This window comes from Photobacterium sp. GB-72 (assembly GCF_003026095.1).
In the GTDB taxonomy this organism is placed as follows: domain Bacteria; phylum Pseudomonadota; class Gammaproteobacteria; order Enterobacterales; family Vibrionaceae; genus Photobacterium.
This window is the reverse complement of record NZ_PYNV01000001.1, coordinates 321,755-337,329: the sequence shown is the minus strand read 5'-3', so window position 1 is coordinate 337,329 and position 15,575 is coordinate 321,755. Positions and strand designations below refer to the sequence as shown.

Annotated in this window: 11 protein-coding genes; 5 read left to right on the top strand and 6 right to left on the bottom strand. The window is 38.5% G+C overall.

What is annotated here, in order from left to right; genetic code table 11:
- Positions 1–32 precede the first annotated feature (32 nt).
- Complete coding sequence (locus C9J40_RS01485; RefSeq protein ID WP_107205683.1) at positions 33–2,000, bottom strand: bifunctional diguanylate cyclase/phosphodiesterase; 1,968 nt, start codon at positions 1,998–2,000, stop codon at positions 33–35.
- Positions 2,001–2,259: 259 nt separating this feature from the next.
- Positions 2,260–3,474, bottom strand: a complete 1,215-nt coding sequence (gene tyrP / locus C9J40_RS01480) for a tyrosine transporter TyrP (RefSeq protein WP_107205684.1) — start codon at positions 3,472–3,474, stop codon at positions 2,260–2,262.
- Between the two features lie 424 nt (positions 3,475–3,898).
- Here tyrP and C9J40_RS01475 point away from each other — a divergent pair, with 424 nt between their 5' ends.
- The 4 genes from C9J40_RS01475 (at position 3,899) to adiA (ending at position 10,164) form a co-directional block, all read left to right on the top strand.
- Complete coding sequence (locus C9J40_RS01475; protein ID WP_107245488.1) at positions 3,899–5,119, top strand: CinA family nicotinamide mononucleotide deamidase-related protein; 1,221 nt, start codon at positions 3,899–3,901, stop codon at positions 5,117–5,119.
- Between the two features lie 235 nt (positions 5,120–5,354).
- The gene (locus C9J40_RS01470) at positions 5,355–6,194 is read left to right on the top strand and encodes an META domain-containing protein (protein ID WP_107245486.1); all 840 of its coding nucleotides are present in this window, start codon (positions 5,355–5,357) and stop codon (positions 6,192–6,194) included.
- A gap of 292 nt (positions 6,195–6,486) precedes the next feature.
- Positions 6,487–7,803, top strand: coding sequence for a putrescine-ornithine antiporter (potE, locus tag C9J40_RS01465; protein WP_107205687.1), 1,317 nt, complete (start codon positions 6,487–6,489; stop codon positions 7,801–7,803).
- A 66-nt stretch (positions 7,804–7,869) separates the two neighbouring features.
- On the top strand, positions 7,870–10,164 hold the full coding sequence (adiA, locus tag C9J40_RS01460; protein ID WP_107205688.1) for an arginine decarboxylase: 2,295 nt from the start codon (positions 7,870–7,872) through the stop codon (positions 10,162–10,164).
- Positions 10,165–10,199: 35 nt separating this feature from the next.
- Here the strand turns inward: adiA and yfaE are convergent, their stop codons facing one another.
- The 4 genes from yfaE to ubiG form a co-directional block, all read right to left on the bottom strand.
- Positions 10,200–10,511: a class I ribonucleotide reductase maintenance protein YfaE gene (yfaE, locus tag C9J40_RS01455; protein ID WP_107245484.1), complete on the bottom strand. Its 312-nt coding sequence runs from the start codon at positions 10,509–10,511 to the stop codon at positions 10,200–10,202.
- Positions 10,508–11,641, bottom strand: coding sequence for a class Ia ribonucleoside-diphosphate reductase subunit beta (nrdB, locus tag C9J40_RS01450; protein WP_107245483.1), 1,134 nt, complete (start codon positions 11,639–11,641; stop codon positions 10,508–10,510). The genes yfaE and nrdB overlap by 4 nt, the downstream gene beginning before the upstream one ends.
- A 45-nt stretch (positions 11,642–11,686) precedes the next feature.
- On the bottom strand, positions 11,687–13,954 hold the full coding sequence (nrdA, locus tag C9J40_RS01445; protein WP_107205691.1) for a class 1a ribonucleoside-diphosphate reductase subunit alpha: 2,268 nt from the start codon (positions 13,952–13,954) through the stop codon (positions 11,687–11,689).
- 552 nt (positions 13,955–14,506) lie between these two features.
- A complete protein-coding gene (gene ubiG, locus C9J40_RS01440) occupies positions 14,507–15,217 on the bottom strand; it encodes a bifunctional 2-polyprenyl-6-hydroxyphenol methylase/3-demethylubiquinol 3-O-methyltransferase UbiG (RefSeq protein WP_107205692.1) in 711 nt (236 codons plus the stop codon).
- Positions 15,218–15,388: 171 nt separating this feature from the next.
- Here ubiG and C9J40_RS21965 point away from each other — a divergent pair, with 171 nt between their 5' ends.
- Positions 15,389–15,535: a hypothetical protein gene (locus C9J40_RS21965; protein WP_158259261.1), complete on the top strand. Its 147-nt coding sequence runs from the start codon at positions 15,389–15,391 to the stop codon at positions 15,533–15,535.
- Positions 15,536–15,575 lie beyond the last annotated feature (40 nt).

Sequence of the window (15,575 nt, the reverse complement as noted above, 5' to 3'; positions counted from 1 at the left end):
ACCACCGTGAAATCACGGTGGTATTACTGATATTAGTGAGGCTGAGTTTGTTTTTTCGTCAGTAGAGTCGAAAGAATTCCCTTCTCTAATTCGCTAACAGAGAGGGGCTTATTAAAGTAATAGCCTTGGCAATAATTGAAATTACAGCTTTGGATATATTCTAGCTGCTCTTTCGTTTCAACCCCTTCAGCGACCACTTTAAGATTGAGCTTATTACAAATGGCTTTTGTTGCTTCAACGATTGCTTTCCCACTGTCGTGCTCATTTTGAACAAAACTTTGATCTAGTTTAACAGTACTGATTGGAAGGTTTTGCAATTGTGATAACGATGAGTACCCAGTTCCAAAATCATCAAGATAAAGCTCAAAGCCCAGTGCAGCAATAGCCTCTAAACACGACATAGCCTCACTGAATTCTTGCAGCATGGCAGATTCGGTTATTTCTAAAGCTACTTGAGCTGGGTCTATATTATACTCTTCAATAATTAACTTTAGCTCATCTAAAAGAGACATTTTTAGTTGTGCACGAGATAAATTAATACTCATGATTAACTTGGTATCGTATTGTTGATTCCACTCTTCCAATTGTTTACAAGCGCTTCTCAGCACCCAAGAGCCAATAGGGATAATTTGCCCAGTTTCTTCTGCCAATGGAATAAATTCAGCAGGAGAGACATGGCCTAAAGAGTCGTCATGCCAGCGAATAAGCGCTTCAAAACCTTTTAACAACATTGTATTAAGATCAATGATAGGTTGGTAATACAATTCAAAGTCTTTAATTTCAAGTGCTTGAGATAAGTGATGGCGTAGTGCATTTTTACGATACAGCGTTTCTGCCAAATGAGGCTGGAAATGATAGCTACAGTTGCGACCATGCTTTTTAGCACAATGCATTGCCATATCAGCTTGAGTAATTAAGGTTTCAAAACTATTGGCATCTTTAGGGTATTGCGCAGTACCGATACTGCATCCAATCGATATTTCACCAATATTTTTGATATAGAAAGGGCTGTTTAGTGCCGAAATTATCTCTTGGGTTAGTTGAACTAAATTAGGGATATATCGATCTTCAACTTGGATTATAAATTCATCACCACCAAAACGGGCGACAAGCCCTCGTCCTCTTATTGTATCTAATAACCTAATTGCAACTGCTCTTAATAACTTATCACCAATAGCGTGACCATAAGTATCGTTAATCAGTTTAAAGCTATCGAGATCAAGAAATAATAAATGGTACGGAAATGAAGAATGATGGCTAGCTTTTAGTGCCGTAGAAATACCGCGTCGATTCATCAGCCCAGTTAAAAAATCGTGCTCAGCATTATAACGTTCGCGCTGTAAATTCTCTTTTTCTTTTGAAATATTAACAACTTGAAGTAGGAGTTGAGATTTATCAGATAGCCATTTAGTTTCAATGTTAAACCAAATATGACTTTTTCCTGTCCAACATAATCGGCTATGTTTAAGGTTTAGGTTATTTTTTGCGTCAGATATCCATTGTTGGGCAATATCAATGTCGCCAACAAAGGATGCTAAGTTACTGAGATCTGAACCATAGTTTTTGGTAAACACGGTATTGGCACTCACCAAATTACCTTGCTCATTAAATAGCAGCGCTAGATTAGAGTAATCAGAAAAAGCAAGTTCACGTCGAATACTTGATTCATCACCAACCACTTCCACAAGCATTGCAATACGTTTATCAGGCAAATTGATACCAGAGAAAATGCAAAGCAAGTTTTTGCCTACCTTTCTTGGATCTAAATGCCACCAGGTTTTGATTGTTTTATTTTGTTTAAATGTTTCGCGGTACTCTTCTAATGTTGCTTCTACTGCGGCTGACATATCTTTGCCAAGATCGCGCGATCGAAGTTCGTCGTGAGAGGAAGACTCCCATAAAGGAAGTGCTTTGTCGTTAGCCCAAATGATTTGTTTGTGGTCAAAATCAAAAATCCAAATAGGACTTTGAAGATGATTAAAAGGCGAGTAAATATCCATCACCAATATCTTTTTAATTATTATGTGAGGTGATTTTAACTGACATACAAACAACAGAATATAAAATTTTCTATAAATACGTGATATTACTCCACAAAATTATGCTTTGCATGCAAGCTTTTGTATAACAAATAAGTCGCTTTTAGGCGGATTTAACTTATTGTAATAAAATGTTTTTACTGTTTAATTATATTCTTTAAATGAAAAGGAATAAGAAAGTAACAACATTACTTTCTTATTATCCAAGTTCATTTAGCGATTATCCAACAGCTGGAATTAAGCCGACCATTTGTAAGGCCTGCGCAGATATAATTAAAACACCCGCCATTGTCACAATAATTAAGCCAAAATTACCACCCTTCACTTTATAAGGTGAAATTTCATTAGATATATTATGCTTTTTTCTCTGAGATCTAACCATTGCAACAGGTAAAAATATCGCCAAAATAACTAAAGCAATGGCTGCGTATCCTAGCGCCATAATAAAGCCTTGTGGGTAAAAGATAGCAAAAGCAAGGGGAGGTAAGAAGGTGATCATGCCCGTTTGCATACGACCACTCGCACTACTTGAACGTTTCAAGCTATCAGCCATAAAGTCAAATAACCCTAAACTCACACCTAAAAAAGATGTTGCTAATGCAAGATCTGCGAAAATAGAGACAGATTGGCTCACCATAGGGTTATGGAGTAAATCGCTTAAACTCGCAATAAAACTGCCCAATGTTGTGCTTGCCATTAACTCTGGTTGGCTCATTACACCTTGACTTGCTAATTGCCATAAAACGTAGATAAAAAGAGGCAGTGCTGAGCCAATAATCATGACTTTCTTTAACGTTTTTATATCAATGCCTATGTAACGCACGATCGATGGAATACTGCCGTGGAAACCAAAAGAGGTAAAAACAACAGGTAATGCTGATAAAATTAAGCCTTTTTGTACTGGCATTTCAACAAGGTGTTGTCCTTCAACATGCGGAACTAATAACCCCAGCATGACAGCTAGCGCAATAATTTTTGCAGCAAAAAGTAAGCGGTTTACTAAATCAACAGTATGAGTGCCAACAGAAACTATCGCGGCAATTAAAAGTGTAAATAATAATGCGCCTAATTGTGGCGGAATGGATGTATTAAACCAGCCACTTAACTTCTCACTTAACTGACCACCACCACCTGCAATGTAGGCTGCACATAAAGAATAAAGCAGAAAGATCATGGCAAAATTAGCAATAATTTGTCCTTTGCGACCAAGAAGTTGTTGAGCCAAAGTATTTAATGTCGCATTGGTATCTGAATGTTGATGAACTTCAATCATCAATAAAGCGGTGTAAGTCATTAGTGCCCACATGCCGAACATGGCAACTAATGCGGTGGTAAACCCAAGTCCAGCAGAAGCGAGAGGAAGGGCTAACATGCCAGCACCAATAGTTGTACCAGCAATAATAAGCATACTGCCGAGTGTTTTATTTAAAGCCATTTGTGTTGCTCCCAGAGGTAAATAATTAGATCGGGAGGTGGTCGTTATTGATCACCTATCGTTGCTCCCTATGAAAATAGAGGCCACAGAGGCGTATCGAGATGAGTGTAAAGTTTTTATTACATCTTGATAATAGCCACTGTGGCTATCGATAGGTATGTGCTGTCGAGGTATACTTCATTAAATTTGCTCTAACTGTTCTTTACTAGTGGATGTGTTGATTTTAATAGCGTATTTCACTACAAGGTCACATTAACGATAGATATCTCTTCTGTCAACATTAGTTTAATGAATGTAAACTAATATTTACACTGATTGGTGTGGAGATTAATTGTGTGATTGATGAAAGGAAGGCTGTATAACAAATGATCTAAAGCATAGACTAATAACAATCAATATTCGGTGGATGATGCAGAGGGATAGGATGCTTGAAATTACAATGATAAGTACCGGTGAAGAGGTCTTACTGGGTGATATAACAGATACTAATGCAACGTGGTTATCTCGTCTTTTTTTTCAACATGGCTTTCCAATGACACGTCGAATAACTGTTGGTGATCATTGTGAGCGAATAGCAAAAGAAATTGAGTCATGCAGTTTTAATAGCGATATTGTTATTGTTAATGGTGGACTAGGGCCTACAAGTGATGATTTAAGTGCTGCCGCGGCGGCAATGGCTGCTGATGTTGGTTTGGAGCAATCTGAGCATTGGGTTTCGGAGATGAAAGCAAAATATAAAAAGCTAAATCGAGAAATGCCTGTGGCTAATTTGAAGCAAGCAATGCTACCTGAAGGGGCTGAATTAATCGATAACCCTGTTGGCACTGCCTGTGGCTTTTCGATTAAATTAAATCGTGCTTGGATATGTTTTACTCCAGGCGTTCCCAGTGAATTTAAGTTTATGGTTAAAGAGAAAATACTGCCATATTTACAATTACACTATCCTCAGATCCAATCGTTGCACTGTCATCGATTATTTACCTATGGTTTGTCAGAGTCCGGAATAAGTGACACCTTGAAGCATATCGTTTTACCGCACGGTTATGAATTGGGGTACCGTTCTTCATTACCCTTTATTGAGGTGAAACTATTCGCACCATCAAATGATCGCTATGCACTAGAACTATTAAATAAAATGGAACGATTGCTAGGCGATAACATTGTGGGAAAAAATTTGAGCTTACTTGATAACCTTGAATATCTCATTGAAAAAAAGCAGAAAAAAATGGGTTTGTCGGAGTGTTCAACAGGCGGCTTTGTAGTCAATTGGCTTAATCAAAAATGTAAGTTAAGCGAATACATTGTATCTGCCACCGTCAACCATAATGCTATGAAAGAAGAGAACAGTTTAGAAACGTTAGTGAGTGAAATAGATAAGCAACTGTCTCTCATTTATAGCCACTCAAAGGTTGATATTGGCTTGTATTCTGGCGCTATAGTAGAAGATTGTTTTACTGTAGGGATAATCACTTTGGAAGGTCGGTGGATCCAACAATTACAGTTTAAGCGTGAATACACATATAACGATCAACGCGCGATTATTGCCACAGTGCTTCTTGATATGCTTCGTCGTCAACTGGAAGGGATTAACGTTTTTGGTCACTATGAATCGTTAAATAGAAGATTGAAAAAACATAGTCTATAACTGCTAGGTTAACCTATATTACAGTTTATGAATCATAGCGTTGACAAGTAAAATGCAAGCATAATATTGGCATAGATTATAAAGATTGCGCCTTATTTTGAATGCTGTATTATTAGATTGTATTAAGAGAAAATTATTGCAAATCAGTATCCTATCTTTCTGATAGTGAAGTTAACTGAGTAACATATTTCGTTGCTATGGTTATGATTTGAAAATCGCAAAGGATAGAAGATAAATGACTTTTAAATTAAAAAAGCTAGCGTTAGCCACTTCAGTTGTACTTTCTGCATTCATGCTACAAGCTTGTAATGATGCTGACACTGTGGCAAATCACAACCAGCAGCAAACAGAATCAACGGCTAAAACAGAGAAAGCTGAGATGAAATCATTAGATGTTAATGTTATTTACCTTGATCGCCGTATGCTACCACCAGGTGCTGTGTTAAAAGTTGCATTAGAAGATGTGTCTCTTGCTGATGCGCCCTCAACGACAATTACAAGTGAATCAATGGACGTTGCCGGTGCGCCGCCATACCCTGTAGCACTTCAATATGACGCTGCGAAAATTCAAAATAATCATCGCTATAGCTTACGTGCAACCATTAAGGTTGGTGATAAGCTAGTCATGACTTCAACAACAAGCATTGACCCATTTGCAGCAGACGTAAAACAGCCTATAGAGATTAAATTAGACCGTGTTGCTCATCAGCCAAATGAAACAACAGAGAATACTCCGTTAGTTGGTCATAAATGGGATTTAGTGACGCTTGAAGGTGAAACTGTAAAACCTGGTGCTGGTGGTAATGTGGCATTTATCCAATTTGATATGGATAATAAATCGGCTCATGGTTTTTCTGGCTGTAATAACTTCCAAGGCTCATTTGAAACATCTAATGGCACATTAACGATGGGGCCTGCAGCTGCAACACGTAAAATGTGTATGGATGGTATGGAGCTAGAAAAGTCATTTTTAGAAACTATGCCTAGTTTTGCAAGCTATGTAATTGTTGATAATGTACTTACAGTGAAAGATAAGCAAGGAAATCAGGTTGCGACCTTTAAAAAAGGTAAGTAAGACTTAATATAATAAATATTAAAACTTAATAGATTGATAGAGCGCGTAAATTGTAATTACTAATTACATTTACGCGCTTTTTTATTATGTGATATAAATCACTGTCATATATCCTAAGTAAGACTGTAATAAAAACTTATTATTTTTTTTAGGCATTCTAAGAATATACATCTATTCTATTATTATGCTTATTTGTACTACCTTAAATTTACTCATTACTAATTAAAGGATTATATAAATAATTTAAACTTAAATTTTAATATAATTAATAACTTAGAAGGTTGATTATTTTATGAGTTCTACCAGTAACAAAATGGGGTTAATGGGTTTAACAACCATTGTCACCGTTAATATGATGGGATCCGGGATAATATTATTACCATCAAGTCTTGCTGTAACAGGAGGTATAGCCCTATTAGCATGGGTTGTTACAGCATTAGGTGCACTTGCAATTGCTTATGCTTTTGCAAAGTGTGGAATGTATTGTACGGATGATGGCGGGATGTCCGCATATGCTGAAAAAGCACATGGTAAATCCAGTTTTTTTATTGCTTCTTATACTTACTATGTGTGTTTAGTTATTAGTGCGGTTGCGATTGCTGTATCGTGTGTCGGGTATTTAGAGTATTTTATCCCGTGGTTAAAAGAGACTCCAATTCATACTTTTTTTGGAGTTATTGCTATTTTAATTATCACTATGTTTGCCAATGCTAGAGGTGCAAGAATAACAGGGCGAATATCTACAGTTACTGTATGGGGGATCATAATTCCCGTACTTGGTTTATCACTTATTGGTTGGTTCTGGTTCGACCCGAAAATTTTCTCGGAAGCTTGGAACCCGCATGGTGTCTCGGTCGGTAGTGCTGTTTATTCTGGTATGGCGTTAACGCTGTGGGCTTTCTTAGGAATAGAATCAGCAGGGGCTAACTCAGGTACTGTTGAAAACCCTAAACGTAATGTGCCTCTTGCCTGTATGCTCGCCACCGTTTTTTCTGCAGCAACTTATATTGCGTCTACAACTGTTATTCAAGGTATTATTCCTAACGATATTTTAGCTAAATCAGATTCCCCTTTTGGTCTTGTTTTTGCTCAGATGTTTAACCCATTCGTTGGGGAGATTATTACTGCAATGGCAATTCTGGCCTGTGTTGGTTCACTGCTTGGTTGGCAGTTCACCAATGCCCAAGTCTCGAAAGTTGCTGCTGATATGCGATTATTTCCAAAGATTTTCTCTGATGTAAATAAGCATGATGCGCCGTTTAAAGGCATGATGATTATGCTAGCTTTAGAATTATCGCTGGCTGTGATGACTATTTCCCCAACCTTATTAAAACAATTTAACGTCTTGGTTAATTTAGCCGTGTTTATCAATATGGTGCCATATATTCTATCACTTACAGCTCTTGGTATAATTATGAAGCAGGCTAATGTAAGTCAGAAAGAATATAACACGGGCATATTAGTCGGATCTGTTGCTGTTATTTACAGTATTTATGGTGCGTACTCTACAGGTGAGGAAGCCGTATTCTATGGCGCCGTTATTACATTATTTGGTTATTTCTTCTATGGGTTCATCGCTAGCCGAGATGCAGTTCCTAATAAAACATAAATGTTGGCATTTAATTTAAACACAAATGATCTATCGAAATAAATTTTATTATAACAGGACCAGAATATGCTTAATTACGGAAAACATAAGAGAGTTTTAATTTTTGATAACTCGCAAAAAACTGGGGTTATTGCGAATGCAATTGATCGTTTAGTCGAACAATTTAAAAATGAATCGATTACCGTTCTTAGCGCCTCTTCTTATGATGATTGTTATTCTATTCTAAATGTTAATTTAGCAATTGATTGCTTAATGCTGACCTCAAGTATGACAGGTCAGCAACAAGAAGAAAACGATATGTTCTTTTCGTTGATTGAAAAATTAAATCAACGCCAAGAAGGGGTTCCCGTATTTTTACTGGCAGAAAGAAAAAAAGTGACCTTGACTATTAACCGCGAGTTAATGTCTCAGGTTGATGAGTTTGCGTGGATATTAGAAGATACGGCTGACTTTATTGCTGGTCGTGCCATAGCGGCGATGGAACGTTATCGAGAGCAATTACTGCCGCCACTCGCATCTGCGATGATGAAATATGATGATATTCATGAGTATTCTTGGGCCGCACCTGGACACCAAGGTGGTGTCGGTTTCCGTAAAACACCGGCGGGTCAACGATTCTATAACTATTATGGGGAAGGTCTATTCCGCTCTGATATGGGGATCGAGCGAGGTTCTTTAGGCTCGTTATTGGATCATACGGGAGCGTTTGGTGAGAGTGAAGAATACGCGGCAAAAGTTTTTGGTGCAGATAAATCCTATTCTTTAGTCACTGGTACATCAGGTGCAAACCGTACCATTATGCAAATTTGTATGCGTGAAAATACTCTCGCTATCTGTGATCGAAACTGTCATAAATCTATTGAGCAGGGATTAATGCTTACTGGTGCATTACCGGTTTACATGGTACCAACTCGAAATCGTTACGGTATTATTGGTCCTATTTATCCAGATCAAATGTCGCCAGAAGGTTTAAAGAAATCAGCAGAAAGTAGCGAACTCACGAAAGCTAAAGCCGGAACACAAGCAACTTATGCAGTGGTGACAAACTGTACTTATGATGGTTTGTGTTATAACGCTAAGCGTGCGCAAGATATATTAGCAGAAAGTAGTAATCGTATTCACTTTGATGAAGCCTGGTATGGCTATGCGCGTTTTAATCCTATTTATACCGATCACTTTGCGATGCGTGGTGAGCCAATAGAAGATCCTGATGCACCAACAGTGTTCGCGACACACTCAACGCATAAATTATTAAACGCATTGTCACAGGCGTCATGGATCCATGTACGCTATGGTAAAGATCATATTAATTTTGAGCGTTTTAATCAGTCTTACATGATGCATGCGACAACATCACCGTTATATGCAATTAGTGCATCTAACGATATCGCTGTATCACAAATGGATGGTCCTCGAGGTCAATCTTTAACTCATGAAGTAATTAAAGAAGCGATTGATTATCGTCAGGCGATGGGGCGTTTACATAAAGAATTTGCTGCTGATGGTGAGTGGTTCTTCAAACCATGGAATGCAGAAACGATCACTGATCCTGATACGGGTAAAGTCTATGATTTTGAAGATGCGCCGGCAGAGCTTTTAGCAACGCATCAAGATTTCTGGGTGATGAAGCCTGGTGATAAATGGCATGGGTTTGAAGATATGCCTGCTGATTGGTGTATGCTCGATCCAATTAAAGTCAGCATCTTAGCACCTGGTATGGGAGATGATGGTAAGTTATTGGATACAGGTGTACCTGCAGCGTTGGTTACACAATATCTTACTCGATTTGGCATAGTGCCAACTCGAACGACAGACTTCCAAGTTATGTTCTTATTCTCAATGGGGATCACTAAAGGTAAGTGGGCAACGCTTGTTAATACCTTATTGAGCTTTAAAACACACTACGATAATAATACGCCACTGAAAAATGCTTTACCGGACCTTGTTGCTGCTCATCCTGATGTGTATGGGCATTTAGGCTTAAAAGATCTTGGTGATAAGATGTTTGGCTATTTGAAACAACATACGCCATCGGAAATGCTAAATGCGGCTTATTCAACCTTACCTAAGGCTGATATTACGCCACGCGCTGCGTTTGAAGCGATAGTTGATGATAATGTTGAAATGGTACCTTCTGATAAGCTACAAGGTCGTATTGCAGCCAATGCGGTTATCCCATATCCACCGGGTATTCCAATGTTGATGTCAGGTGAGAACTTTGGTGATGATAGTAGCCCGCAGATTGGTTACCTTCATAGCCTTGAAGTATGGGACAAAGAATTCCCAGGCTTTGAGCATGAGACAGAAGGGACAGAAGTTGAAGACGGTGTTTACCACGTAATGTGTGTGAAAAATAAGTAACGTGATTTAGCACTAAAAGAAAAGGTAGCTCTATATTATTGAGCTACCTTTTTTGTTGTTTCTTGCTTTGTTGTTTCTTGCTTTGTTGTAACTTGGTAATCAAATTCTATTTCGACATCTGATTTAGGGACTGACCGACAGGTTAATATTTCATTTGGTGCAATAAAAGCGAGTGCGTCATGTTGATCAACAGCACCTTGTTTTAACTTACAACGGCAAGCACCACACATACCATTTCGACACTGGTATTCAGGTTGAATCCCCGCTTGCTCTAGTTGCTTGAGTAAAGGCTCATGGGTATTTCCATGAACCTTCACATCATTAACCTTAATGGTTAATTGACTCATAGTTCGAAGTCACCAAGATCATCAGCACTTACATCGTTGTCAATTTGACCCACAAGGTATGAACTGATCTCAGCTTCTTGTGGTGCAACTTGTACGTTGTCAGAAGATAACCAAGAATTAATCCATGGAATTGGGTTTTGTGTTGCGCCTTCATAGGCTGGGCGTAAACCCACAGCAACCATGCGTAAATTGGTAATATATTCTACATACTGACACAAGATTTGCTTATTTAAGCCTATCATTGAACCATCTTTAAATAGATAGTCCGCCCATTCCTTTTCTTGTTCTGCTGCTGCTTTGAAAAGATCAAAGCAATCTTGCTCACACTCTGCAGCAATTTCGACCATTTCAGGATCGTCATGACCATTACGTAGTAAGTTCAGAATGTGCTGGGTGCCAGTTAGGTGCAACGCCTCATCACGTGCAATTAGCTTGATGATTTTTGCATTACCTTCCATTAGTTCGCGTTCAGCGAAAGCAAATGAACATGCGAAGCTTACGTAGAAACGAATCGCTTCTAGTGCGTTCACAGACATTAGACATAGGTATAGCTTTTTCTTAAGTTCACGAAGGCTAACTGTGAATGGAACACCGTTAGCAGAATGATTACCTTCACCAAAGCGGTGGTAGTCATTCGTAGCAGTAATTAGATCATCATAGTATCTAGAAATATCACCAGCACGTTTAATAATATGCTCATTCTCGACGATATCGTCAAAAACCACTGAAGGGTTGTTAACGATATTGCGGATAATATGCGTATAAGAACGTGAGTGAATTGTTTCAGAGAACGACCAAGTTTCAATCCATGTTTCTAATTCAGGAAGAGAAACAATCGGTAATAGTGCCACGTTAGGACTACGGCCTTGAATCGAATCAAGTAATGTTTGGTATTTTAGATTACTAATGAAAATATGCTTTTCATGATCTGGCAGGTTGTTGTAATTAATACGATCGCCAGAAACGTCCACTTCTTCTGGACGCCAGAAAAATGATAATTGTTTTTCGATAAGTTTTTCGAAAATTTCAAATTTTTGTTGATCGTAGCGAGCAACATTCACAGATTGACCAAAGAACATAGGCTCTTTTAATTGATCATTACGTGTTTGACAAAAAGTACTGTAAGCCATGATTTCCTCAAATCAAAGGGGAGCCATGAGGCTCCCATTTAATAATTAAATTTTACAACTGGTGCAATCGTCCGCTGCCATATCACCCTGACTATCAGAGGCACCATCACGAGTGTTATGGTAGTAAAGGGTTTTTACACCAAGTTTGTAAGCATTTAGTAGATCCTTAAGTAGCAGCTTCATTGGAACTTTACCGCCAGCTTGCTTACTTGGATCATAATTGGTGTTAGCCGAGATCGCTTGGTCGATAAATTTCTGCATGATACCCACAAGTTGTAGGTAACCATCGTTACTGCCGATATTCCATAGTAGCTCGTAGTTATCTTTGTACTTAGCGTAATCAGGAACAACTTGCTTCAGGATACCATCTTTTGACGCTTTAACTGAAACGAAACCTCGTGGTGGCTCAATACCATTTGTCGCATTAGAAATTTGCGACGATGTTTCTGATGGCATTAATGCCGATAGGGTTGAGTTACGTAGACCGTGTGTTTTGATCTCTTCACGTAATGTTTCCCAATCGTAGCGTAATTCAGCAGAACAAATATTATTGATATCTTTTTTATAGGTATCAATAGGTAGAATGCCTTGTGCATAGGTTGTCTCATTAAAGGCAGGGCAAGCACCTTGCTCTTTAGCCAGACTCACAGATGCTTTCAATAAGTAATATTGAATTGCTTCAAAGGCTTCGTGTGTCAGGTTATTTGCGCTGCCGTCAGAGTAACGCACACCATTTTTCGCTAAGTAGTAAGCAAAGTTAATCACACCCACACCTAATGTACGACGGTTCATCGTTGAACGACGCGCTGCTGGAAGTGGGTAATCTTGGTAATCCAATAACGCATCAAGCGCACGAACAGTTAGCTCTGCTAGCTCTTCTAAATCATCAAGGCTATCAATAGCACCTAAGTTAAATGCAGACAGCGTACACAGTGCAATTTCACCGTTTTCATCTTCAACGTTGTTCAGTGGCTTAGTCGGCAGTGCGATTTCAAGACACAGGTTAGATTGACGAATAGGAGCAACCGCCGGATCAAATGGGCTGTGTGTATTACAGTGATCAACGTTTTGGATGTAAATACGACCTGTTGACGCACGCTCTTGCATCAGTAGTGAGAACAAATCAATTGCCTTGATTGTTTCACGCTTAATGCTGCTATCTTGCTCATATTTTAGGTATAAACGCTCGAACTCGTCTTGATCAGCAAAGAATGCATCGTACATTCCTGGTACGTCAGAAGGAGAAAACAGAGAAATATTTTCGCCTTTGATCAAACGGGTGTACATCAGTTTGTTGATTTGAACGCCGTAATCCATATGACGAACACGGTTTTCTTCAACACCACGGTTATTTTTAAGCACTAACAGTGATTCAACTTCACGGTGCCAAATAGGGTAGAACAGTGTTGCTGCACCACCACGCACGCCGCCTTGAGAACAGCATTTAACAGCAGTCTGGAAGTATTTGTAAAATGGAATACAGCCTGTATGGAAAGCTTCACCACCACGAATTTCAGAGCCTAGTGCACGAATACGGCCGGCATTAATACCAATACCTGCACGCTGCGATACGTAACGAACAATAGAACTTGCCGTCGCATTGATAGAATCAAGGCTGTCATCACATTCAATCAGTACACAAGAGCTAAATTGACGTGTAGGCGTACGAACACCAGACATAATTGGTGTTGGTAGTGAAATTTTAAATAGTGATGATGCATCATAGAAACGCTTAATGTAATCAAGACGTGTTTCTTTTGGATACTTATTAAATAAAGCTGCTGCAATCAGGATGTATAGGAATTGGGCACTTTCAAAAATTTCACCTGATACACGGTTTTGAACAAGGTATTTACCTTCAAGCTGTTTAACCGCTGCGTATGAAAAGTTCATATCGCGCCAGTGATCGATAAAAGTATCCATCACTGCGAATTCTTCTGCGGTGTAATCTTCTAACAAGTGGCTGTCGTATTTACCTTTAGCTACAAGGTTTTTAACGTGCTCATATAGCTTTGGTGGCTCAAATTGACCGTACGCTTTTTTGCGTAGATGGAAAATCGCCAAGCGTGCAGCAAGGTATTGGTAATCAGGAGTCTCTTCAGAGATTAAATCCGCCGCAGCTTTGATGATTGTTTCATGGATATCATCAGTACGGATACCATCGTAAAACTGGATATGAGACTTTAGTTCTACTTGAGATACAGAAACGTTTTCTAAACCTTCTGCAGCCCATTCAATTACGCGGTGGATTTTATCTAAATCGATATTTTCAGTACGGCCGTCGCGCTTGGTAACTGTTAGTTGTTGAGTCATTTTTAGTTAGTTTCCCAGTTTTCCTTGCATATGAGCTTTTTTTGCAACTTTCTATAAGTAGATTAGCAAAGAATGTGATCTTTGATAAAAATTCTTGTAAGACAAAAACACTATATGTTGGGGTGTGCTGTCAAAGTGATTACAAGATAGTGGTGATTTCTTTTTTTTGCAAGATGACATTTTTTGACCAGCTGTGGATAAGATGGGGATTTTTATAAAAAAGTCAGTGCCTACTTACTTAACTCGCTAATGCCATCAATTAGATAGCAAATTGCAATATTGGATGGTGAGATTTTAGTGAGAAAAAAAATATTTTTTTGTTGAAATTTAGTGGTTTTAGGAGTTCAAAAATTGTTGTGAGTGATATCAACAAATACTAAGTAACCCTTGATATGACAAGATATTTTTGAGTGACTATGTACACAGTTTATTGGTCTAATGTTATTGAGATGTTTATTGATAGAAGAGTTGAAATGCATAAGGTGGAATAACAAGAGCGGAGCTTCAACATTGAATACGCAATGTTGAAGCTAAAAGCGTCATTTATGTAGGTTAGCTTTGCTTTTGGGTGTGAACAATATAGTTCACATCAACATTGGAGCCTAAACTATAAGCATTTGTTAGAGGATTATAATGTAAACCGATAATATGACGCTCTTCTAATTCTGTTTTATCAATCATTGCTATTAATTCAGAAGGGCGAATGAACTTATTATGATCATGTGTTCCCTTGGGAACGATACGCATCACATGCTCAGCACCAACAATAGCAAAAAGGTAAGATTTGAGATTACGGTTTAAGGTTGAAAAGAAAACGTGGCCGCCCGGCTTAACCATTCTCGCACAGGCTGCAATTATTGATGCTGGATCAGGAACATGCTCTAGCATTTCCATGCATGTAATAACATCATAATATCCATGACGCTCATCAGCATGCTCTTCTGCTGTTGCTTGAATGTAGTCTAACTTTGTCCCTGTCTCTAATGCATGTAAACGAGCAACAGTTAATGGTTCTTTGCCCATATCGAGACCAGTTACTTCAGCACCTTCAATTGCCATACTTTCAGCTAAGATACCACCGCCACAACCGACATCGAGTACCTTTTTGCCAAAGAGGCCATTAGCGTGATCAATAACGTAATTTAGACGAAGGGGATTAATTTGATGGAGAGGTTTAAATTCACCTTCTAGATCCCACCAGCGAGAGGCCATATCTTCAAATTTACTGATCTCTGCTGGATCAACATTTAGTGGTTTGCTCATTACATTGATGCCATTTTCCTTAATTGATACTGTGCATTATGCGAAATAATTGAATGGTTGCAAAGCGGTAAAATAAAGGGTGATTGATTCAGAAAAGAAATAGCCAAACGAGATGTGTTTGGCTATTTGATTATGTATTGATAGCAAAACTAATCATTAAAGGAGGTTAAGGTGGCAGGAATAAGCTCTGGGCTCACAGAGCCACCAAGAAAAGTGAGTGTCGCGAGTATTGCCATTAATATGTATTTTCCAATGACTATTGATAGCCCAATTATATTTATTGCTGTACCCATCAGCGTATCCTCATACATCCATTAAGTAGGCGTATAATAAGATTTTTGACCTAAAATCTGCCTAT